The organism is Actinoplanes siamensis (assembly GCF_016862395.1).
GTDB classification, from domain to species: Bacteria; Actinomycetota; Actinomycetes; order Mycobacteriales; family Micromonosporaceae; genus Actinoplanes; species Actinoplanes siamensis.
On sequence record NZ_BOMW01000037.1, the window covers coordinates 23232 to 45468 of the forward strand.

Here is a 22237-nt window from a genome sequence, read left to right on the forward strand (position 1 = left end):
GCGGGTCGGTTGTGATGGACAGGTGACGTACCCGCCACAGCAGTCCCCGTTCCCGCCGCCGCAGGATCCGTACGTCAGTTGTCCGCCGACGCAGCCGTGCACCGACCCGTACGGCCAACCGGGTCCGGTCCCCGATCACCAGGCCGCCGCGCCGTTCCCCGCGCCGCCGCGCCGCCCGCTCTGGCCGTGGATCGCCGCCGTGGCGGCGTTGTCGCTGCTCCTGGTCGCCGGGACCGGCTGGGTGCTGTACGACCGGGTGCTGCGCGAGGACTCCGGGGTGGCCGCCTGCAGGGCACTGGCCGCCGAGGAGAGGAACGGCGCGAACGGCGGCGCCGACGACACGCTGACCCGCGACGAGTACGTCTCGATGCGGAGGGTCTTCGCCGAGTCCCGGTACGCCGACCTGCGCGAGCACGGCACCAAGCTGATGGACGTCCTGTGGCAGGTGACCCAGTTGGGCAGTGACGACGAGATGACCGCGCTGACCTACCTGCGGCCCCTGACCGAGCACGTCAGCGGCCTCCAGTCGGCCTGCGCCGACCACGGCGTCATCATCGACCTCAAGCTCACCGACTGAGCTGTCCACCGCGGACGGGGCCGCCACGACTACCGGTCCATCGAGGCCCGGATCGCGTCCGCGACCTCTTCGACGGTCTGCCCGTCGCTTCTTCCTCTACGTCTACGAGCCCGGCGGCAACCGCATCCAGCTCTGGGACGCCGGCGCGCGGCTGCTGCCGGCGCCCGACCACGAGGTGATCACCTGGACCGGGGCGGAACGCGCCAAGGGCCAGGCGTGTGGCCTCAAGACCATCGGGATGTTCCACACGCGCGGGACGCCACCGGTCGCCGAGCCGGAGTGGGCATGAACCGCGACGGAGCTCGCCCGGCAGCCGCCGGCCCGCTCAGGCGTCGAGAAAATCGAGCAGCGCCGGTACGAACCCCGGGTCGCGCAGCGCCGACGTGTGGTCGCCGGGCACGGTCCGCAGCACCGCGTCCGGAATCGCCCCGGCCAGCACCTCCGGCCGGGTGGCCAGCGGATCCTGCGCGCCGGCCAGCACCAGCGCCGGCGCCCTGACCAGCTCCAGCGGGATCGGGTCGGCGTGCGCCGCGGCCGCCTGCGCGGCGAGCGCCAGCCGGTCCCCGCCGACCGCCTCCACGAACGCCCGGAAACCGGCCGCCGCCGGGTCGGCGATCGCGGCGGGATCGTCGGTGCGCAGCGCGTGCAGCAGCCGCTCCCCGCCGATCACCCGGGTGTCCAGACCGCCGACCTCGACCACGCCGGCGCCCACCCCGCCGGCCACCAGGCGGCGCACCCGCGCGTCCCGGGTGGCGGTCAGCAGCGCCACGATCGCGCCCATGGAGTACCCCACCAGATCGACCTCGGTGATCCCGAGCAGGTCGAGCAGGGCGATCACGTCGTCGGACATCCGCGACTCGCCGTACAGCGCCGGGTCGTGCGGCTTGCCGGACCGCCCGTGGCCGCGAGCGTCGATCGCCACCACCCGGCGGCCGGCGGCGGTCAGCGCCGCCACCACACCCGGCAGCACCCAGTTGGTCCGCCCGTCCGCGATGAAGCCGTGGTGCAGCAGCACCGGCGGCCTGGCGGACGCGGTCTCCCACAGCTCGTAGAAGATCTCCACGCCATCGCCGGATCGGAATGTCGCCATGCCGAGATCATCCAGCATGTGCGCCGGGTTCCGGAAGAGCTTCCGGCCATCCCGCCGGGGACGGCCGGCTTCGACCGGCCGCGCCGGGTCTCAGTAGCGGGAGGCCAGGTCGATGCCGAAGGCCTGGACGACCGTCGTTATCAGCAGGGCGGCGACGATCCCGGCCGCGACCAGCGCTCCGACGGTCAGCACCGCCGCCACCATCGCCTTGCTGATCCCGCCGAGGCCGTCGGCAACAGACCGCCCGAGGCTCGGCGACGTCCAGGTGATCGGCGGGTAGGCCCGGCCCGGCGCGAAGGCCGTCGGCCGCGGCGGGGTGCCCCGGAGCCGGCCGGACGTGGTCATGGCCTGGTCGTCGGCGCCGGATCCGGTCCGGCGGTGGCTCTGAGCGGAAGGATTCTCCTGCAGCAACATGATGTCGCCTCCCTGCACCCGACTTGCTTTCTGACATGAAGCATGCGCCGGTGGGAGCACGAAAGATATAGACCTTTGAACCTGATTTACCAGTGGAAATCGCGTTATAACTTGAAGAACGTGCCTGACGCCGGCCCTCGCGCCTTCCAGGCTCCCGTCCCCGGACGCCGGCCGCCACGAGCCGGCTGGCCGGGAAGGACCTCCCGGCGCCCGCGACACACCCCCTGAGGGTCAGCCGCCAGCCGTGCCGCGTCGGCGACCGGGCGAAGAGGTGACACCGCTCGGCGCGCGGCCGACTTGGTACCCCCTGGGGGTATGTGTATGGTGGGGGGTATGAGGACTTCGGTGCGGCTCACCGCGTACGCGCTCGGATTGATCGTGGTGTTCGGGGGTGCGGCCGGAGCCGGGCGGCTGTTCGGGCCGGACCCCGCGACGCCCACGCCGGCGCACCCCGAAGCTGCGACCACGCATTCCGGAGTCGAGCGGGCGCACTCCGATACCGCGCGGGAAAACTCCGCGGGCACGGCGGGGAACCCCGGGACCGGGGCGCACGGCGGGCACGATGCGAGCAAGGCGCTTCCGGGCGGCCTGCAGGTGACCCAGGACGGATACACGCTGATCCCGCTGACCACGGAACTTCCGGCCGGGAGACGGGAGACGTTCGCGTTCCGGATCATCGGGCCGGACGCCGAGCCGGTCACCGGGTTCACCGGCGAGCTGCACCTCATCGTGGTCCGCCGGGACATGGCCGGATATCAGCATCTGCACCCGGCCCTGGCCCCCGACGGCACCTGGTCGGCGCCGCTCACCGTCCGGGACCCGGGGCCGTATCGGGTGTTCGCCGACTTCACGCCGCAGGCCCGCGCACAGGGCCTGGTGCTCGGCGCCGACGTCACCGCACCCGGTGACTACCGCCCGCGCGGGCTGCCGGGACCGGCCTGGGAGGCGTCCCCCGACGGCTACACCGTGACCCGGGCCGGGGACCCACGGGCCGGCGGCACGTCCTGGATGACGATCTCAGTGAGCAGGAACGGTCAGCCGGTGACGCTCGAACCGTATCTCGGCTCTTTCGCGCACCTGGTCGCGCTGCGGCCGGGCGACCTCGCCTACCGGCACCTGCACCCGCGGGACGGCGCCACCGCCGGCTCGGACGTCACTGTCGACGCCGCGGTCCCGTCCACCGGGGCGTACCGGCTCTTCCTGGAGTTCAAGCACGGCGGGACGGTGCACCTGGCCGAGTTCACCGCCACCACCGGCACCGGGCACACCCACGACTGAGGGCGGACGCGATGATTGTCGAGCTTGAGATCGGCGGCATGACCTGCGCCTCCTGCGCCTCGCGGATCGAGAGAAAGCTGAACCGGATGGACGGGGTGACCGCCTCCGTCAACTACGCCACCGAGAAGGCGACCGCCACGGTCGCGGACGGGGTGACCGCTGCCGACCTGATCGCCACGGTGCACAAGACCGGCTACACCGCGACGCTGCCGGCGGCCGAGCCGGAGGAGACGGAGAAGTCCGACCCGCTCCGCGACCGGCTGATCATCTCCGGACTGCTGAGCGTCCCGGTGATCGTGCTGGCGATGGTCCCGGCCTGGCAGTTCGACTACTGGCAGTGGCTCTCGCTGACCCTGGCCGCCCCGGTCGTCGTCTACGGCGGCTGGCCGTTCCACCGCGCCACCTGGACCAACCTGCGCCACGGCGCGGCCACCATGGACACGTTGGTCTCGCTCGGCACGGGGGTACGCGGCGAGGTCGCCGGCAAGGACGTCCTGGCCGGTCGCGCCGCCCTGCTGGAGCAGCACGGCTGGACCGTGCATCGACGAGGTGATCGCCGGGGTGTTGCCGGCCGAGAAGGTGGCCGTGATCGCGGATCTGCAGCGGTCCGGCAAGGTGGTGGCGATGGCCGGCGACGGGGTGAACGACGCGGCCGCCCTGGCCCAGGCCGACCTGGGGGCTGGCCATGGGCACCGGCGCGGACGTGGCGATCGAGGCGTCGGACCTGACGCTGGTCCGCGGCGACCTGACCGTGGCGGTGGACGCGACCTCGACCACGGTCCCGGCCGCCATCGCGCGGCCGCCTCACGGACCGCGAAGCCCGGCCCGGCGTGCACCGCCCCGCCCAGGGCGCAGTCCACCCGCGCCCATGTCGACAACTGCCGGACTGTCTCAGCCGCCGAGGGACTTCAGCGCCGACTCCGGCATCTCGACCGTCTCGCTCCTGGCCGGCTTGGCGACCTCCACCTTGGCGCCGAAGTCGGAGTACGTCGCGTCGACCGAGCCCGCGCCCTTCACGACCGAGTCCATGTCCAGCGACATCTTGCTCAGGTACCCGTCCTTCACCTCCGCGGTGAACGGCACCTGGGTGCTCTTGCCCGCCAGAGCCTTGAGCATCTCGGCGGTGACCGTCGGCGACTTCGAGATGTCGATCGTGCCGGCGTACCTGCCGGCGCTGGTCTCCTTCACCTCGGTGGCCTCGGCCAGCATCTTCGCCGAGTTGCGCGGGTCGTTCTTCTCCAGACTCAGCGAGCTGGTGGCCGGCATCTTGCTGGCGTCGACGTGCATCCACTTGCCGTTGCCGTACGCCTTGGCCGCGGAGCCGCCGAACTTCATGTACAGATCGGTGCCGATCTGGCGCACGCTGACGTCGCCGAGCCCGGCCATCGTCATCGTCATGTCGACCGCCCGCTTCGGGGTGTCGAACGAGCCGTCGCCGGTCATCCCGCCGATCATCGTCATGTGGATCTTGCCGGTCGAGTTGGTGAGCTTGGCCGCGGCGGCGGCCAGTTCCCGCGACGCGTCACCGGCCGCCGGGGCGGTCGTGGCAGCCGCCTCGGCGGCGGCGGACGAGCCGGCGCCGCCGGTCGCGGCCGGCGTCTCCTTGTCCTCGCAGGCGCTGAGCCCGGCGATCGCCACCAGGGCCAGACCCGTGACGGCCAGACGTTGCATCTTCATCGTGGTGTCTCCCCGTCCCTAGGCATCGGCCGCTCACCCTAGACCGTCCCGGCAATGCGGTGGCCCGGGGGCGCGGCGGAGCCTAAAGTGCCGGCATGGCACGCGCGGAGGTGTACGTCAGCACGGACGTCGAAACGGACGGCCCGATCCCCGGACCGCACTCGATGCTGAGCTTCGGCTCGGCGGCCTACTGCGGGGACGGCACCCTGGTCGACACCTTCAGCGCCAATCTGGAGACGCTCCCGGGCGCCACCGGGCACCCGGCGACGATGAGGTGGTGGGCCACCCAGCCGGCCGCGTGGGCGGCCTGCCGGAAAGACCCGGAGGACCCGGCCGTCGCGCTGGAGCGGTATCGCGGATGGCTGGAGACACTGCCCGGACGGCCGGTTTTCGTTGGATATCCGGCAGGGTTCGACTTCACGTTCGTGTACTGGTATTTGATCCGCTTCACCGGGGTGAGCCCGTTCTCGCACTCCGCGCTGGACCTCAAGTCGTATGCGATGGCGTTGCTCGGCACGGAGTTCCGGGCCACCGTGAAGCGGGCCATGCCGAAGCGGTGGTTCGGGGACTTCCCGCACAGTCACGTCGCGCTCGACGACGCGATCGAGCAGGGCGCGCTGTTCTGCGCGATGCGCCGGGAACGAGCCCAGCGCCAGAACCCCTGACCACCAGCCGCCGACCCGCGGCCGGCACCCGGCGGCGCCTCGCGGCGGTCGAGGCGCCCCTGGCAGCCGGCCGCCATCTCGCGGCCGGCACCCGGAGGTCTCTCGCGACGGCTCAGGCGCCTCCGACCGCCGGCCGCGCGCGTGCGGCCGGCGGTCGGAGGCGCCTCGTGGCCGGAGTCCGGCGGGCGGGTCAATTCGTGGCGGAGCGGAGAGCGCGCAGCCGCCGGGCCTCCGCGGGATCGGTCACCGGAACGGCGGCGAGCAGTTCCTTCGTGTACGCGTGGCGCGGCTGCTCGTACACCTCGCTCGTCTTTCCGATCTCCACGACGGCGCCGTCCTTGAGCACGGCCACCCGATCGGCGATCTGCCGTAGCACCGCCAGGTCGTGCGAGACGAAGACCAGGGCGAACCCCAGCTCCTCCCGCAGTTCCTCGATCAGGGCGAGGACCTGCGCCTGGGTGGTGACGTCCAGCGAGGACACCGGCTCGTCGCAGACGATCAGGCGCGGGGCCGGGGCGAGGGCGCGGGCGATGCCGACCCGTTGCCGCATGCCGCCGGAGAGCTGATGCGGATAACGATCGTATTCGGACGCCGCCAGCCCTACCCGGTCCAGCAGGGCAACCACCCGGGCGCGCGGGTCGCGCACCCCCGCCAGGCGCAGCGGATCGGCGATGCTCTCGCCGATCGACCGTCTCGGGTTGAGCGAGGACAGCGGATCCTGGAAGACCATCTGCACCGACCGGCCGCGCCGCCGCGCGATGTCGACCCCGTCGAAGGTGATCGATCCAGAGGTGGGCGGGACCAGGCCGACCATCATCCGGGCCAGGGTGGTCTTGCCGGTGCCGGACTCGCCGACGATGCCGAGCGTCTCACCGGCGCACACGTCGAGGCTGACGCCGTCGACCGCCCGGATCGGCGGAGGTTTGCGCAGCGAGCCACGTCGCGGCTGCGGAAAATGCTTGCGTACGTCGTGCAGCCGCAGCAGTGGCTCCCCCGGCTCGAAGGAGCGCGTGCCCGGCTTCGGGACCGCCGCCAGCAGCGCCCTGGTGTACTCGTGCCGGGGGGCGAGCAGCACCTGCTCGGTGGTGCCGGACTCGACCGCCCGCCCGTCGCGCATCACCACCACCGACTCCGCCGACCCGGCCACCACGCCCAGGTCGTGGCTGATCAGCAGCAGCGCCGCCCCGGTCCGGGCGCGCACCTCGTCGAGCAGGTCGAGGATCTGCGCCTGCACTGTCACGTCGAGCGCCGTGGTGGGCTCGTCCGCGACGATCAGTCGCGGACGGCAGGCGATCGCCATCGCGATCAGCGCGCGTTGCCGCATCCCACCGGAGAACTGATGGGGGTACGCCGACGCGCGCCGCGCCGGGTCCGGGATGTGCACCTGCCCGAGCACCTCGACGGCCCGCGCCCGCGCCGCGCGCCGGGACGCCCCGGTGTGCAGCCGGTACACCTCGGCGATCTGGTCGCCGACGGTCTGGAACGGGTTGAGCGCGGTCAGCGGCTCCTGGAACACCATGGCGATCCGCGCGCCGCGGAAGGGCCGCGGGTCGGCGGTGACCAGATCGGTGCCGTCGAAGTCGATCGACCCGGTGACGACTGCCGACTGGTGCAGCCCGAGCAGCGCCAGCGCCGTGGCGCTCTTGCCGGAGCCGGACTCGCCCACGATGCCGAGCGACCCGCCGGCCTCGAGCGAGAAGGACAGCCCGTCCACGGCGCGCTTGTCACCGAAACAGATCCGCAGATCCGTCACCTGAAGAAGAGTCATCGCAGTTGCACCCGGGGGTCGACGGCGGCATAGAGCAGGTCGGCCGCCGCGTTCGCGACCACGATGATCAGGCCGGTGAGCAGGGTCACCCCGACGACCACCGGCAGGTCGATCTGGCGTACCGCGCCGACCAGCAGCTGCCCCACGCCGGGCAGGCCGAACATGGTCTCGGTGAGCACCGCGCCGGTCATGATCCCGGCGATGTCGATGGCGGTGAGCGTGACCAGCGGCAGCAGCGCTCCGCGCAGGGCCCGGCGCCAGAGGATCCGGCGTTCCGGGATCCCGTACGCCCGGGCTGTCCGGATGTGGTCCTCGGCCAGGGTCTCCTGGATCCCGGACCGGGTCAGCCGGGCGTACACGGCGGCCTGGATGATCGCCAGGGACACCCAGGGCAGCAGCAGGTTCTGCGCCCAGAGCAGCGGGTCGGTGGTCAACGGGACGTAGGTGGGGAACGGCAGCCACTGCAGGTGCACGCAGAACAGCAGGAGCAGCAGCAGGCCGACCAGGAAGACCGGAACCGCGTAACCGGCCAGGATCAGGGCGTTGACCACCCGGTCCAGGATCCGGAAGCGGCGCAGCCCGGCCAGCATCCCGGCGCCGATCCCGAACACCAGGGAGAGCACCTCGGCGCCGAGGGCCAGCGCGAACGAGACCGGGATGCGGTCCAGCAGCAGGGTGGTGACCGGCTGGTCGGTCTCGAAGGAGTAGCCCAGGCAGGGCGCCGGGCAGTGCCGGACGTCCGGGCCGGCCGGGTAGTCCCGGCCGGCGACCAGGCCCTCCAGGAAGTGCCAGTACTGCACCGGGATCGGGTCGTCGACGCCCATCGCGGCGCGCACGTCGGCGAGCCGTTCCGGGGTGCAGCCCTTGCCGCAGGTCAGGATCGCCGGGTCGGAGGGGGCCAGGTAGAACAGGCCGTAGACGAGCGTGGTCAGGAAGAACAGCACCAGCAGAGCGCCGCCGATCCGGCGGATCAGGTAGCCGGTCATCGGGGCACCTCGGTCTGGCGGGGGTCGAGGGCGCGGCGCAGCCCGTTGGCGACCAGGACGAACGAGAGCAGAGTGAGGAACAGCAGCGCCCCCGGCAGGAACACGTAGAGCGGGTCGGCGCGGAACCAGGTGGTGGCCGAGGAGAGCATCTGCCCCCAGGACGGGGTGGGTGGGCGGACCCCGACGCCGAGGAACGACAGCCCGGCCTCGACGATCATGTTGTACGGGATCAGCAGGGCCGCGTACGTCAGGATCGGCGCGGTGAGGCCCGGCAGGATCTCCCGCCGCGCGACCCGCCACCAGGACGCCCCGGAGACCTGGGCGGCCGCCACGTAGTCCCGGGTCCGCAGGGTGAGCGTCTCGCCGCGGCTGATCCGCGCGGTGCCGCCCCAGCCGAGCAGCGCGATGACCGTGGCCAGCAGCAGCGGCCGGGGCCAGTCCTGCGGCACGATCGCGAGCAGCGAGACCGCCAGCACCAGGATCGGGACGGCCAGCACCAGGTCGATCACCCGGCTCAGCCCGGCGTCCAGCCACCGGCCGCCGAGTCCGGCGGCGACCCCGAACGTGATGCCGAGCAGCACCTCGAGGGCGGTGGCGGCGAGCGCGACGCCTACCGACACCTGCGCGCCGTAGACCAGCCGGGCGAACAGGTCGCGGCCGGTGCCCGGCTCGACGCCGAGCCAGTGCTCGCCGCTGATCCCGCCGAGCGGCCCGCTCGGCACCCCGCCGCGGGCCGAGTCGAGCAGCGTGTCGTGGTACGTCGTGTAGTCCTGCCCGGCGAGCGCCGCGAGGAGCGGGGCGGTGATCGCGACCAGCACCATCAGGCCGGCGACCACCGCCCCCGCGACGAAGCCGCGGTCCTTGCGCAGAACACGGATCACTTGATCGAGATCCGTGCGATGTCGAGCTGCCCGCGCCAGCCGTCCGCGTACGCGTTCTTGACGTTCTTCCCGTACAGGTAGACGTCCTTCTCGTGGGTCAGCGGGATGACCAGGGCCAGCTTGCCGATCTTGGCGTCCAGGGCGCCCCAGCGCGCGGCCGCCGCGGCCGGGTCGGTGAGCGCGTTGATCGCGTCGATCTCGGCGTTCACCTCGGGATCGTTGTACTGCGCGAGGTTGAAGTTGCCGCCCGCGGTGATGATCTGCCGGCCGTCGAAGATCGGAATCAGGAACGGCCCGCCGGACGGCCAGTCGGCGCCCCAGGTGGCCAGCGCGAGGCCGGGCTGGGTGGCCGGCTTGCCGGTGACGTCGCGGTACGTCGCGGTGTCGATGGCGTTCAGCTCGACCGTGACACCGGCCTGCTTGAACGCCTCCTGGACGGCGGAGGCCACCTTGGGCCCGATGCCCTCGCTGTCGTCGTTCTGGTAGGCCAGGTCGATGGTCGGATTGCTGAGCCCGGCCTCGGCGAGCACCTGCTTGGCCTTGTCCGGGTTGCCGGTGTCGCCGGCCGGGAAGTGGTCGTACGGCTGGTAGCCGAGGGCCTTCTGCGGGGGCAGGAACGTGGTGGACGGGCCGGCCACCGCCGAACCGCCGAGCGCGTTGACGACCGAGGTGCGATTGATCGCGTACGACAGCGCCTCGCGCACCTTGGGGTTGTCGAACGGCGCCTTCTTGGTGTTGAAGGCGAGGTACGTGGTGGACGGGAACTCGCCGCGGGTGACCCGCTTGTCCAGCGCCGAGCCGGTGCCGAGCTGGGCGAGCTGCTCCGGGCCGACGACCGCGTCGGTGGTGACCGCGTTGGCGTCCTGGCCGGCGCCGGTGACCAGGCGCTGGTTGATCACCGCGGAGTCCAGGCCGGCGGTCACCTCGATCCGGTCCGGGCACGCGTACCGCAGCTCGTCGACCTGCGTGGACCAGTGCTTGTTGCGGACCAGGACCAGGGACTTCTTCGGCTCGTAGGACTCCACCTGGTACGGGCCGCTGGAGATCGGGTGGGCCTCGTACTCCGCGCCCTTGTCCTTGCTCTTCGGCACCGGCGCGAACTGGGTCGCGGTGGCCAGGAACGGGAAGTCGCCCTCCGGCTTGCGCAGCTTGAAGATGATCGTCTTGTCGTCCGGTGTCTCGATCGACTTGATGCCGCCGGGCTGCTTGTACGGCCCCTGGTAGTCGGCCGCGCCGGCCAGCCAGTCGCGGAAGTAGGGCGCGCCGCCGGGCAGCTCGGGGGCGAACGAGCGCTCGATGCCGTACTTGATGTCGGCAGCGGTGATCGGCGTGCCGTCCTCGAAGAAGATGCCGTCGCGCAGGTGGTAGGTCCAGGTCTTCGCGCCGTCGGACGGGGTGCCCAGGTCGGTCGCGAGGTCCGGGGCCGGCTTGGTGCCGGCCTCGCCCGGCTGCCGGTTGCGCGTGGTCAGCGTGCGGAACAGCAGCGACGGGAGGTTGCCGCCGCCGGAGGTGTAGAGCCGCGCGGGGTCGAGATGGGTGATGCCGCCCTGGTTCAGCACGGTGAGCGTGCCACCCTGGCAGGTCTTGGGATCGAAGGCCGCATTCGAGCCGGTGGTGTCGCCACCGCCTCCGCCCTGGCAGCCGGCGAGCAGCACGGTTGCGGAAAGGACAGCGGGTACCAGTCTGCGCATGCGCGTAAACCTATCGGATCGATAGGCAAGGTGCACTATTCGCGCAACAATCGATGCAAATCGTTTAATTTTTGTACGTCGCGAGCTCCCCGCCACGCGCCGCCGGCTCGCCGGCTGGCCGGGAGGGGTGCCTCACACCCGTGAGACACCCCGGGGCCCCAGCCGGAACGCCGCCCCCCGCCGGGCTCCGGCTCCCGCCGCGGGCGACGTCAGGCCGGCCGGGGCCAGCACCGTGAGCGCCAGACAAACGTATGCTTTCATACCGGGAAGGTAAAAGTGCCCGGATTCTTCCGGCAATCGTCCGGCGGATTCACACCTGCCACGCGGCTCAGACCTGGCCGGGAGCGGTGGCCGGCTGCGCCACGGCCCAGTGCTCCACGATCAGCTCGCCGTCGAAGCGCCAGATGTCGGCGACCGCCTCGCCGAAGCCGCCCTCCGGCGGGACGAGCGCGTAGTGGGCCACCACGAACTCGTCGTCGGCGATCACCCGCTTGAGGTCCAGGGTCGAGGTGGCGATCGGGCCGTTGGCGACGTACTCGATCCAGGCGTCCCGTTCGCGCGGGCTGTCCGGGTCGTGGTTGACGAAGTCCTCGCGGATGACCTCTCTCAGCACTTCGACGTCACCGGCGGCGAAGCGGCCGAACGCCGCCAGGAAGATGTCCTTGATGCTCATGCCCCGCACGATGGCATCGATCCACCGCCGGAGTCGATGACCACGCTGGTAGCCATCCGCGGAAAACTTCCTATCCCACGAAACGGACATCCCGGTTTTCTCATGTCGGGTTCCGCGCCGCCGACAAGTCACCCCGAGCCGATCCCCCGGCCGGCGGAACGCCGCAACCTTCGCGCACCTTGACGGCAACCGTCGTGACAACTCGCGCCCTGGAATCTCTTTCCCATGCCCGGCGGGCAACACCGCCGGACAACACGGGGGAGATTGACTGTGAAGCGCTCGACGCTGCGCAAGACCGTACTGACGCTGACCGCTCTCGTTGCCGGCCTCGGCACCGCGATGACGGCCACGCCGGCCCAGGCCGCGCCCGCCGTTGCTTCCACCGCTTCGAAGAACTGCACGACCGGCGCCAAGCTCGTCCCGAGCTGCGGGGTGCTGTGGGGCACCGCGGCCGGCGGCTTCACCGGCAAGCCGCGTGACGTCGAGCACCGCAACTGGGAGAAGCTGAGCGGCCGCACCGCGACGATCTTCCACACCTACCACAAGGGTGACGAGAAGTTCCCCACCGACGCGGAGATCGCGATGGCCCGGGACAAGGCGCACCCGCGGGTGCTGCTGCTGAACTGGCGCGTCGAGTACGGCACCACCTGGGCCGCCGTCGCCGCGGGCAAGGTCGACAAGCGGATCGACGCGTTCGCCGCGCGCCTCAAGACCAAGTTCCCGGAGAAGTTCTACCTCGTGCTCAACCACGAGCCGGAGGACGACGTCCGCACCGCCGCGAAGTCGGGCATGACCGCGAAGGACTTCGCGAAGTCGTTCCGCCACGTGATCCAGCGCCTGCGGAGCAAGGGCGTGAGCAACGCGGTGAGCGTCGTCGCCTACATGGGCAACGAGAAGTGGATGGCGCAGTCCTGGTGGAAGGACCTCTACCCGGGCAACGACGTCGTCGACTGGATCGGCCTGGACTCGTACGTCAGCGCGGAGAAGAAGTACTACCACGCCGGCGTGTTCAAGGACCTGCTCGACCGTAAGGCCAAGGGCGGCTCGCAGGGCTGGTACGACTGGGCCGTCAAGAACCACCCGGGCAAGCCGATCATGATCGCCGAGTGGGGCGCGTACCACCGTATCGGCAAGGTCGTGAACAAGTCCGCGCAGTTCAACAGCGTCCTGCCGGAGCTGGCGAAGCGTCCCGCGATCAAGGCGATCGTCTACTTCGACACGAAGAAGGACGCGTTCGGCGACCGCGACATCAGCATCGACAGCTCGGCCGCGTCGCTCGCCTCGTTCCGCAAGCTGGCCGCGAACCCGCTGTTCAACGTGACCGTCCGCTGATTTCTGAGACGAGCCGCCCGGCGATTGCCGGGCGGCTCGTCGCTGTTCGCGGCTGGTCGCTGTTTCGCGGCTGGTCCTCATGGTGGCGATGAGGCAGGAGTGACCACCACGAGGACCAGCCGGGAGCGGGGTTCGGGGCGTACCGCCGATCGGGTTTGATGGTCGGCGGGAACCAACCGCCGGTGCGGGGCGACCAACCGGGAACCTGACGAGAAGGATCTGCCGACATGACCAAGCGCCTCCTGACTGCCCTCGCCGCGATGTTCGCGGTGCTGATCCCGGCCGCCCCGGCCGCCGCGCACAACCCGCTGGTCGAGGCGGTGCCGGCGAAGAGCTCGACGGTGCGGAAGGCGCCCGCCGCGGTGAGGCTGACCTTCCTCGAGAAGCTGGACGCGGGCAGCACCAAGCTGACCGTGGCCGGACCGGACGGGGCGATCGGGGCGACCCCGGAGGTCAGCGGGAAGACCGTCTCGGTGACGTTCGACGAGCCGCTGGCGAACGGGAAGTACACGGTCGCGTGGCAGCTCACCGCGGACGACGGTGACGTGGTGAAGAGCTCCTACACGTTCACGGTCGCGGCCCCGGTGGCCGCACCCTCCGCGGCACCGGTTGTCTCCGAGGCGCCCAGTTCGGCCGCCGCGCCGGTGGCCACGCAGACGGTCGCCGGGGCCGAGACGGTGAGCACGACCTCCGGCGGGCCGTGGCTGGGCCTGGTCGCCGGGATCGGCATCCTGGTCCTGGCCGGCGCCGCCGTTTTCGTCTTCGTGCGGCGCCGCAACGCCACCGAGTAGTCCCCGGCTCCGACACCGCGCAGGCGCCCCCGGACGGGGGCGCCTTCTTTTTTGCCCGGACAGCGCTCGATGTCTTTACGAGTCTGACACAGCTTGGTAACTTGCTGAAACAACTGCAACGGCTTGCAACCCCATGCAAGAAGTTTCACCCGTCCCCAGCTCACTCGACTTCTCGGCGAAAGAGCATCCCCCATGAAGAGAAGCACCCGCACCCTGCTGCTCGGGTCCGTGACCAGCCTCGCGCTGGCCGCCGCGGGCCTGGTCGGGGTCAGTCTGGCCGGCACGGCCGGCGCCGCCGTGACCCTCAACAACAGTGACGTGACCGCGAACCTGTGGGAGTGGAACTTCCGCTCCATCGCGGCCGCCTGCACCAGTCAGCTCGGCCCGGCCGGGTACGGCGCGGTCCAGGTCGCCCCACCCCAGGAATCGGTCACCCTGGCGTCCACGGGCGACGGCGCGCACCCGTGGTGGGAGGTGTACCAGCCGGTCTCGTACAACATCTCCGGCCGGCTCGGCACGCAGGCCGAGTTCACCGGCATGGTGACCGCCTGTCACAACGCCGGCGTCCGGGTCTACGTGGACGCGGTGATCAACCACATGGCCGGCACGAACAACACGGTGACCACCGGGTACGGCGGCTCGACATTCGACCCGGGCGGCTACTCGTACCCTGCGGTGCCCTACTCGTACGGCGACTTCCACCACCCGAACGACGGGTACTGCGCCGACGAGGACGGCGTGATCGACGACGACAACAACGCCGCCGAGGTGCAGAACTGCGAGCTGGTGGCGCTCTCCGACCTGAAATCGCAGGACGGCTCGGTCCGTATGAAGATCGCGGGTTACCTCAACAAGCTGATCGACTGGGGCGTGGACGGCTTCCGGGTGGACGCCGCGAAGCACATGGCCGCCTCGGATCTTTCCGCGATCAAGTCGCAGCTGCACAACACCACGGCGGAGGGCCGGGCGCCGTACTTCGCGCAGGAGGTCATCCCGGGTGGCAGTGGCGCGATCGCGCCGTCGGCCTACACCGGCATCGGCGACGTGCTCGGCTTCTCCTACGCCTACGGGCTGAAGACGCAGTTCGCCAACGGGACGCTGGCGAACCTCTCCGGGATCGGCTCGTGGAGCCTGGACGCGTCCAGCGATCTCACCGCGGCCATGGTCACCAACCACGACCTGGAGCGCAACGGCAGCACGCTGCGTTACCAGGATGGCAGCACGTACACCCTGGCGAACTACTTCCTGCTCGCGTACCCGTACGGGCAGCCGTTCCTCTACGACGGCTTCAGCTTCTCCACCTCGGCGACCGGGGCCTCGCCGCCGGCCGGCTCCGGCGGGTACGTCAGCGACACCAACTGCTCGAACGGCGCGTGGCAGTGCCTGACGCAGAGCACCGGGGTCAAGGGCATGGTGGCGTGGCGCAACACCACGCAGTCGGTGAAGACCGTGTCGAACTGGACGAACACCGCCAGCAACGTGATCGGTTTCAGTCGTGGGTCGCTCGGGTGGTTCGGCGTGAACCGGTCCGGCAGCGCGTCCACCGCCACCTACCGGACCGGGCTCGCGAACGGCACCTACTGTGACCGGATCACCGGCGGGGCGGCCAGCGGCGGGTGCGCGGGGACCTCGATCACGGTGTCCGGCGGCAGCGCCTCGGTGACCATCCCGGCGAACGGCGCGGTGGCGATCGACGTGAACGCGAGGTCGGCCACCAGCACGCCGCCCACCTCGTCCTCGCCCGCCCCGCCCCCGGCCGGCACGGTCGCGGCGACCTTCGGCGTCTACGCCCCCACCACCAGTGGGACCAGCGTCTACGTGGTGGGGTCCAACGCCGCCCTCGGCGGCTGGGACACGTCGAAGGCCGTCGCCCTGTCGTCCAGCGGCTACCCGTACTGGACGTCCGCGGTGACGGTGCCGTCGAACTCCAGCTTCGAGTACAAGTACCTGAAGAAGGACGCCTCCGGGAGCGTCACCTGGGAGAGCAACGCGAACCGGGCGGTCAGCACCGGCACCTCGGCGGTGACCCTCAGCAACAGCTTCAACCTGGCGGACGCGAGCGCCACGTCGGTGACCTTCACCGAGACGGCGGCCACGACGACCGGGACCAAGGTGTACGTGGTGGGCTCGATCCCGGCGCTGGGCGGCTGGAACGTCGCGGACGCGATCCCGCTCCCGGCGGCCGGCTCGACGACCTGGAGCCGGGCGGTGGTGCTGCCGCGGAGCACCACCTTCGAGTACAAGTACCTGAAGAAGGACGCCTCCGGAAACGTCACCTGGGAGTCCGGGGGCAACCGGTCGTACACGACGGGGACCGGCACCTCGTACACCGTCAGCGACACCTGGAAGTAGACCTCCGCCGCCGGGGCGGCCCGCCCCGGCGGTTCGTGACGACTTCCTCGCGCGATCCTTTCCGGTCACTTCGGGAACCGCCCCGCACGATGTCCCCGGGCGCGCCTGCGTCACACTTGCGGGCGTGACGACCAGCTCGACCCCGCCGCCCCGGCGGCGGGACGCGGCCCGCACCCGGCAGGCGCTGCTCGACGCGGCCCGGCGCCGGTTCGCGAACGCCGGGTACGCGGGGACCACCGTGCGTGACATCGCCGACGACGCGGGGGTCAACGTCGCCCTGATCAACAGGTACTTCGAGTCGAAGGAAGGACTGTTCGAAGCGGCTCTGGCCGCCAGTTTCGCGGAACTCCGGGCGGCCGCCGGGGACGTCACGCCCGGTGAGGTACCGGAGACGATAGCCAGGCAGGCGGTGGGCCAGAGCACGGCCGGCGGGCCCAGTCACAGCCTGTTGCTGATCCTGCGTTCCTCCGGCGACGAGCACGCCGACCGGATCCGCCTGCGCTTCCTGCACGCGTTCGCCGAGAAGCTCGCGAAGGCGGCCTCCCTGCAGGGTGCGGACCCGGACATCCTGCGGGCGCAGATCCTGCTGTCCACGGCGATCGGCGTGACCCTGCTGCGCGCGTCGAACCTGGAGCCGCTGGCGTCGGCCTCCGCCGACGATCTCACGCTCCCCCTGCGCGACGTGGTGCGGGCCCTGATGAAAACCCCGATCTAGCCGGTACGCCCACGGCCCCCGGCCGCGGCGCGCGTCCCGCTTTCCGGCTGGTCGCCATGGTTGTCCCAACGGCGTCGGGACAACCATGAGAACCAGCCGAGGGCCGGCGGCCGCCACGGGCATACCACGGCGATGGTGTTCTACGGGGGATGCGGCGCTGACCACGTCCGGGGCCGCCCACCACCGATCACCGGCACGCCGGCCTCGGCCCCGCCGGGGCGGCGTCCCGGGTCCGCGGTGAGCGGGCCGACATCAGTCCACGTCCACCCAGTCGAGGGTCCGCTGCACCGCCTTCTTCCAGCGGCCGTAGCCCTGCTCCCGCTGCTCCGCCGACCAGTTCGGCTGCCATCGCTGCGACTCGTTCCAGTTCTCGCGCAGCTCGTCCGTGGACTTCCAGAAACCGACAGCGAGACCGGCCGCGTACGCCGCGCCGAGCGCCGTGGTCTCCGCGACCACCGGCCGGCTCACCGGCACGCCCAGCACGTCCGCCTGGATCTGCATGGCGAGGTTGTTGACGGTGATCCCGCCGTCCACCTTGAGCACGTCCAGCGTGACGCCGGAGTCCTGGGCCATCGCGTCGACCACGTCCCGGGTCTGGTAGCAGATCGACTCCAGGGTGGCCCGGGCGATGTGCGCGTCGGTGTTGAACCGGGACAGCCCGACGATCGCGCCGCGCGCGTCGGACCGCCAGTACGGCGCGAACAGCCCGGAGAACGCCGGCACGAAGTACACCCCGCCGTTGTCCGGCACCTGCGCCGCGAGCGCCTCGCTCTGGTCCGCCGACTTGATGATGTGCAACTGGTCGCGCAGCCACTGCACGGCCGAGCCGGTGACCGCGATCGAGCCCTCCAGCGCGTACACCGGCGCGGCGTCGCCGAACTTGTAGCAGACCGTGGTGAGCAGCCCGTTCTCCGAGCGCACCAGGTTGTTCCCGGTGTTGAGCAGCATGAAGTTGCCGGTGCCGTAGGTGTTCTTGGCCTCCCCGGGCGAGAAGCAGACCTGGCCGACCGTGGCCGCCTGCTGGTCGCCGAGGTCACCGGTGAGCGGCACGTCCCCGCCGAGCGGCCCGTCCACGTGCGCCGTGCCGTAACCGGCCGGGTCGGACGACGGCCGGATCTCCGGGAGCATCCGCCGCGGGATGCCGAAGAACGACAGCAGCTCGTCGTCCCAGTCCAGCGTCTCCAGGTCCATCAGCATCGTGCGGCTGGCGTTCGTCACGTCGGTGACGTGGTTGCCGCCCCTCGCTCCGCCGGTGATGTTCCAGAGCAGCCAGCTGTCGGTGTTGCCGAACAGCGCGTCGCCGCGCTCGGCCGCCTCCCGGACCCCGTCGACGTTCTCCAGGATCCACTGGATCTTGCCGGCGGAGAAGTACGTGGCCGGCGGCAGTCCCGCCTTGCGCCGGATCACGTCGCCGCGGCCGTCCCGGTCGAGCGCCGAGGCGATCCGGTCGGTGCGGGTGTCCTGCCAGACGATGGCGTTGTAGTAGGGCCGGCCGGTCCGCCGGTCCCAGACGACCGCTGTCTCGCGCTGGTTGGTGATGCCGACCGCGGCCAGGTCACTCGCCCCCAGGTCGGCCCTCTGCATCGCGGTGCGCACCACCGCGACCGTACGCTCCCAGATCTCGATCGGGTTGTGCTCGACCCAGCCGGCCCGCGGCAGGATCTGCTCGTGTTCGAGCTGGTGGCGGGCCACCTCGTTGCCGCCATGGTCGAAGATCATGAAACGGGTGCTGGTCGTGCCCTGGTCCACGGCCCCGACGAAGTCAGCCACGGTTCGCCTCCACACTGTCACGTGCCGCCGGCACCTCGCCCACGTCCTGGGGCTCGGCCGACGGCAGGAATCGTCCGATCAGATACTGGTACAGACCGGCGCCGGCCACACCACCGATGATCGGTCCCACGATCGGGATCCAGAAGTAGAGATAGCCGGTCTGATCTCGGAATGCTCCCTCGTACCCGGTGAGGAAGCTGGCCAGGCGCGGCCCGAAGTCACGGGCCGGGTTGATCGCGTAGCCGGCGTCGGTGCCCCAGGCCATCCCGATGGCCACCACCAGCAGGCCGACCACGAACGGGCCGAGGTTGGCGGCCGGCGGGTTGTTGGCCACGTCGGTCAGCGCCAGGATCACGAAGAGTAGGATCGCCGTGCCGATGATCTGGTCGCGGAACGCGCCCCACTCACCGACCGGCAGGCTGCCGTTGCCCGGCAGCGTGGAGAAGACCCCCTGTGTCTTGATCGTCAGCCCGGGGTCCGCGGCGTGCAGGACCTCCGTGTAATTCCAGCGCACCAGCAGCGCGGCGACGAACGCGCCGAGGAGCTGGGCCAGCGCGTACGGCGCCACCTTCCGCCAGGAGAAGCCCTTGAAGACGGCGAGCGCGACGGTCACCGCCGGGTTGAGATGGGCGCCGCTGAGCCGCGCCGCGACGTACACGCCGAGCGTGACGCCCAGGCCCCAGGCCCAGGCGATGCTGTCGTGATCCCCGATCCCGCCGGCGACGACCTGGGCCACCACCCCGCAGCCGAACAGGATCAGGATGAGCGTGCCGGCGAACTCCGCCGCGAGCTCACCGGCGAGTCCAGGAACTTTGAGTCGAGCGGTCATGCTCCCTCCTTCGTCCGATCTCCGGACGGTATGAAGCCCGCCGGGCCGGGAGCAACGAACAGCGGTCGGCATTGTCGAACCTCAATCACGGCAGGCCCCGGCGTGAACGCCTAGAGTGCGAAACATGCCGGGAACAGTGCAGTCCATCGAGCGCGCGGCCGCGATCCTGCGGATGCTCGCCGGCGGGCCGGGACGGCTCGGGCTCAGCGAGATCGCCCGCGCGCTGGACCTGGCCAAGGGCACTACCCACGGCATCCTGCGCACGCTGCAGGGCGTCGGCTTCGTCGAGCAGGACCGGGTGTCCGGGCAGTACCAGCTCGGGGCGGCCCTGCTGCACCTGGGAACCAGCTACCTGGACATCAACGAGCTGCGGTCCCGCTCGATCAACTGGGCGGATCCGCTGGCGGCGCGCAGCGGCGAGGCCGTCCGGATCGGCACGGTCCTACAAGGACAGGTGCTGGTCGTGCACCACGTGTTCCGGCCGGACGACACGTTCCAGACGCTTGACGTGGGCACGCTGCTGCCGTTGCACGCGACAGCTCTGGGCAAGGTGCTACTGGCGTACCGCGCCGGGAGCCCGCGCGACGAGCTGACCGCGTACACCCGGAAGACCCTGGTCACGCCCCGCGACATCGGGGCGGCGCTGGACCGGATCCGGGAACACGGCTGGGCCGCCGACATCGAGGAACACACCCTCGGCCAGGCGGCGGTCGCGGCGCCGATCCGCGGCTACGGCGGGCTGGTGATCGGCGCGATCGGCGTCTCCGGACCGGTCGAGCGGATCTGCGACAGCCACTACCGGCCACACCCGCACCTGATCACCAGCGTGCGGGACGCGGCCCGGGCCATCTCACGGGAGATGGGAGCGGCCCGGCAATGACGGCGGCGCCGGACCGGGAACGGCCGGCGGCAAGGGGGAGGATCATGACCGAGCGCTACGTGGTCGCGATCGACCAGGGGACCACCTCGACGCGATGCATCGTGTTCGACCGGCGCGGGCAGTTGGTCTCCCTCGCCCAGCAGGAGCACAAGCAGCACTTCCCGAAGCCGGGCTGGGTGGAGCACGACGCCATGGAGATCTGGCGCAACGTGGAGCGGCTGGCGCCCCGGGCGCTACGGCGGGCCGGGATCACCATCGACCAGGTGGCGGCGGTGGGGATCGCCAACCAGCGGGAGACGACGGTGATCTGGGACCGTCGCACCGGTGTGCCGGTGCGACGGGCGATCATCTGGCAGGACACCCGGACCGACGCCCTGGTCAACTCCCTGGCCTCGGACCCGCGCGCCGCCGCCGTCGCGGAGATCTCCGGCCTGCCGCTGGCGACGTACTTCTCCGGCCCTCGGCTGCGCTGGATGCTGGACCACACGCCAGGGCTGCGGGCGCGCGCCGAACGCGGCGAGGTGCTCTGCGGGACCATGGAGACCTGGCTGATCTGGAACCTGACCGGCGGCGCGCACGTCACCGACGTGACGAACGCCAGCCGGACGATGCTGCTCGACGTGCACGAGCTGGACTGGTCGGCGGAGGCGCTCGACTTCTTCGGGATACCCCGCGCGATGTTGCCGGAGGTGCGCGCCTCGATCGGCGCCTTCGGCACCGCCTGCCAGGCATTTCCCGGGGTACGGATCGGGGCCGCGCTCGGCGATCAGCAGGCGGCGCTGTTCGGGCAGACCTGCTTCACCCCCGGCGAGGCCAAGTGCACCTACGGGACGGGCAGCTTCCTGCTGCTCAACACCGGCACGGAACTGATCCGGCCGGGGCACGGCCTGCTCAGCACGGTGGCTTACCAGGTGGCCGGCGAGCCGGCGAGCTACGCGCTGGAAGGCTCGATCGCGATCACCGGCTCGCTGGTCCAGTGGTTCCGCGACCAGCTCGAACTGATCTCCAGCGCGCCCGAGATCGAGACCCTGGCGCGTACGGTGGCGGACAACGGCGGGTGCTACATCGTGCCGGCCTTCTCCGGCCTCTACGCGCCGCACTGGCGGTCCGAGGCACGCGGCGTGATCGTGGGCCTGACCTCGTACATCACCAAGGGTCATCTGGCCCGGGCGGTCCTGGAGGCGACCGCCTGGCAGACCCGGGAGGTGGTCGACGCGATGAACGCGAACTCCGGGCTGGCGCTGAAGACGCTCAAGGTCGACGGCGGGATGACGGCGAACAACCTGCTCATGCAGATGATCGCCGACGTGCTGGACGTGCCTGTGGTCCGGCCCCTCGCCGTCGAGACGGTGTCCCTGGGCGCGGCGTACGCGGCCGGGCTCGCCGTCGGCTACTGGCCGGACCTGGACGGGCTGCGCCGCAACTGGCACATCGCCGGCCAGTGGATGCCCTCGATGGAACCGGGCCTGCGCGACCGCGAGTACGCCAACTGGCGGCGCGCCGTCGAGCGCACGTTCGACTGGATCCAGCCGGCTCAGTAGGCGTACGCGGCCTGCGGGTGAGCGGCGCGCAGCGCCATGCAGTGGCCGCACCGCAGCAGGTGCCTCTTCGGCCGCACCGGGAAGAGCGGGACGAAGAACAGCGTGAACCGGGTGGTCCGGGCCAGCCGCTGCTGCGGGGCGGTCCACCCGCAGACCTCACAGGTAGCCACCGTGGTATCGACGATCTCGTCGCGGGTCCGGAGCCCGAACAACAGGAAGAACATGCCCCAAGCGTGACACCGGCCCGCCAGCTCCGCACTTCGTACGCCCGTCCGCACCCCTCCCCCCACACGCACGCCGGCACCGCACCCGCGCACCGCACCGGCA

The 22237-nt window shown here is 71.1% G+C and carries 20 protein-coding genes and 1 pseudogene; 10 read left to right on the forward strand and 11 right to left on the reverse strand.

Annotation, left to right across the window (positions count from 1 at the left end; all coding sequences use genetic code 11):
• Nucleotides 1–22: 22 nt before the first annotated feature.
• Nucleotides 23–577: a hypothetical protein gene (locus Asi03nite_RS20440; RefSeq protein ID WP_203682015.1), complete on the forward strand. Its 555-nt coding sequence runs from the start codon at nucleotides 23–25 to the stop codon at nucleotides 575–577.
• Nucleotides 578–902: 325 nt separating this feature from the next.
• Here Asi03nite_RS20440 and Asi03nite_RS20445 read toward each other — a convergent pair whose 3' ends face one another.
• Nucleotides 903–1667, reverse strand: coding sequence for an alpha/beta fold hydrolase (locus Asi03nite_RS20445; protein ID WP_203682017.1), 765 nt, complete (start codon nucleotides 1665–1667; stop codon nucleotides 903–905).
• Between the two features lie 90 nt (nucleotides 1668–1757).
• The gene (locus tag Asi03nite_RS20450; protein ID WP_203682019.1) at nucleotides 1758–2081 is read right to left on the reverse strand and encodes a hypothetical protein; all 324 of its coding nucleotides are present in this window, start codon (nucleotides 2079–2081) and stop codon (nucleotides 1758–1760) included.
• A gap of 333 nt (nucleotides 2082–2414) precedes the next feature.
• Between Asi03nite_RS20450 and Asi03nite_RS20455 the strand changes: the two genes are divergently transcribed.
• Complete coding sequence (locus tag Asi03nite_RS20455; RefSeq protein ID WP_203682021.1) at nucleotides 2415–3359, forward strand: DUF8832 domain-containing protein; 945 nt, start codon at nucleotides 2415–2417, stop codon at nucleotides 3357–3359.
• Nucleotides 3360–3370: 11 nt separating this feature from the next.
• Nucleotides 3371–3820: pseudogene (locus Asi03nite_RS20460) on the forward strand (cation transporter); the annotation flags it as partial.
• Between the two features lie 430 nt (nucleotides 3821–4250).
• On the opposite strand, the gene Asi03nite_RS37970 reads toward Asi03nite_RS20460, so the two are convergent.
• The gene (locus Asi03nite_RS37970; RefSeq protein WP_239102805.1) at nucleotides 4251–5036 is read right to left on the reverse strand and encodes an SCO4651 family lipoprotein; all 786 of its coding nucleotides are present in this window, start codon (nucleotides 5034–5036) and stop codon (nucleotides 4251–4253) included.
• A 95-nt stretch (nucleotides 5037–5131) separates the two neighbouring features.
• On the opposite strand from Asi03nite_RS37970, the gene Asi03nite_RS20470 reads away from it, so the two are divergent.
• Nucleotides 5132–5701, forward strand: coding sequence for a 3'-5' exonuclease family protein (locus Asi03nite_RS20470; protein WP_203682022.1), 570 nt, complete (start codon nucleotides 5132–5134; stop codon nucleotides 5699–5701).
• 190 nt (nucleotides 5702–5891) lie between these two features.
• Here the strand turns inward: Asi03nite_RS20470 and Asi03nite_RS20475 are convergent, their stop codons facing one another.
• From Asi03nite_RS20475 to Asi03nite_RS20495, 5 genes are all read right to left on the reverse strand, one after another.
• Entirely contained in the window at nucleotides 5892–7469 is a 1578-nt protein-coding gene (locus Asi03nite_RS20475) for a dipeptide ABC transporter ATP-binding protein (RefSeq protein WP_203682024.1), read from the reverse strand.
• Nucleotides 7466–8455, reverse strand: a complete 990-nt coding sequence (locus tag Asi03nite_RS20480; RefSeq protein ID WP_203682026.1) for an ABC transporter permease — start codon at nucleotides 8453–8455, stop codon at nucleotides 7466–7468. The genes Asi03nite_RS20475 and Asi03nite_RS20480 overlap by 4 nt, the downstream gene beginning before the upstream one ends.
• Nucleotides 8452–9336, reverse strand: coding sequence for an ABC transporter permease (locus Asi03nite_RS20485; protein WP_203682028.1), 885 nt, complete (start codon nucleotides 9334–9336; stop codon nucleotides 8452–8454). The genes Asi03nite_RS20480 and Asi03nite_RS20485 overlap by 4 nt, the downstream gene beginning before the upstream one ends.
• Nucleotides 9333–11027: an ABC transporter substrate-binding protein gene (locus tag Asi03nite_RS20490; protein WP_203682030.1), complete on the reverse strand. Its 1695-nt coding sequence runs from the start codon at nucleotides 11025–11027 to the stop codon at nucleotides 9333–9335. Before Asi03nite_RS20490 ends, Asi03nite_RS20485 begins: the two co-directional genes overlap by 4 nt.
• A gap of 328 nt (nucleotides 11028–11355) precedes the next feature.
• Entirely contained in the window at nucleotides 11356–11700 is a 345-nt protein-coding gene (locus Asi03nite_RS20495; RefSeq protein ID WP_203682032.1) for a nuclear transport factor 2 family protein, read from the reverse strand.
• Between the two features lie 270 nt (nucleotides 11701–11970).
• Between Asi03nite_RS20495 and Asi03nite_RS20500 the strand changes: the two genes are divergently transcribed.
• From Asi03nite_RS20500 to Asi03nite_RS20515, 4 genes are all read left to right on the forward strand, one after another.
• The gene (locus Asi03nite_RS20500; RefSeq protein WP_239102806.1) at nucleotides 11971–13032 is read left to right on the forward strand and encodes a glycoside hydrolase family 26 protein; all 1062 of its coding nucleotides are present in this window, start codon (nucleotides 11971–11973) and stop codon (nucleotides 13030–13032) included.
• 227 nt (nucleotides 13033–13259) lie between these two features.
• A complete protein-coding gene (locus tag Asi03nite_RS20505; RefSeq protein WP_203682035.1) occupies nucleotides 13260–13823 on the forward strand; it encodes a copper resistance CopC family protein in 564 nt (187 codons plus the stop codon).
• A 192-nt stretch (nucleotides 13824–14015) separates the two neighbouring features.
• Nucleotides 14016–16175: a carbohydrate-binding module family 20 domain-containing protein gene (locus Asi03nite_RS20510; RefSeq protein ID WP_203682036.1), complete on the forward strand. Its 2160-nt coding sequence runs from the start codon at nucleotides 14016–14018 to the stop codon at nucleotides 16173–16175.
• 124 nt (nucleotides 16176–16299) lie between these two features.
• Nucleotides 16300–16890 (forward strand): TetR/AcrR family transcriptional regulator, encoded by a 591-nt coding sequence (locus Asi03nite_RS20515; RefSeq protein WP_239102807.1) that lies wholly within the window; start codon nucleotides 16300–16302, stop codon nucleotides 16888–16890.
• Nucleotides 16891–17142: 252 nt separating this feature from the next.
• Here the strand turns inward: Asi03nite_RS20515 and glpK (Asi03nite_RS20520) are convergent, their stop codons facing one another.
• Nucleotides 17143–18660: a glycerol kinase GlpK gene (gene glpK, locus Asi03nite_RS20520; RefSeq protein WP_203682037.1), complete on the reverse strand. Its 1518-nt coding sequence runs from the start codon at nucleotides 18658–18660 to the stop codon at nucleotides 17143–17145.
• Nucleotides 18653–19489: an MIP/aquaporin family protein gene (locus Asi03nite_RS20525; RefSeq protein ID WP_203682038.1), complete on the reverse strand. Its 837-nt coding sequence runs from the start codon at nucleotides 19487–19489 to the stop codon at nucleotides 18653–18655. The genes glpK (Asi03nite_RS20520) and Asi03nite_RS20525 overlap by 8 nt, the downstream gene beginning before the upstream one ends.
• Before the next feature lie 124 nt (nucleotides 19490–19613).
• On the opposite strand from Asi03nite_RS20525, the gene Asi03nite_RS20530 reads away from it, so the two are divergent.
• On the forward strand, nucleotides 19614–20369 hold the full coding sequence (locus Asi03nite_RS20530; RefSeq protein ID WP_203682039.1) for an IclR family transcriptional regulator: 756 nt from the start codon (nucleotides 19614–19616) through the stop codon (nucleotides 20367–20369).
• Between the two features lie 44 nt (nucleotides 20370–20413).
• Nucleotides 20414–21910, forward strand: coding sequence for a glycerol kinase GlpK (gene glpK, locus Asi03nite_RS20535; protein ID WP_203682040.1), 1497 nt, complete (start codon nucleotides 20414–20416; stop codon nucleotides 21908–21910).
• On the opposite strand, the gene Asi03nite_RS20540 is transcribed toward glpK (Asi03nite_RS20535), so the two are convergent.
• Entirely contained in the window at nucleotides 21904–22134 is a 231-nt protein-coding gene (locus Asi03nite_RS20540; protein ID WP_203682041.1) for a zinc-ribbon domain-containing protein, read from the reverse strand. The genes glpK (Asi03nite_RS20535) and Asi03nite_RS20540 overlap by 7 nt on opposite strands.
• Nucleotides 22135–22237 lie beyond the last annotated feature (103 nt).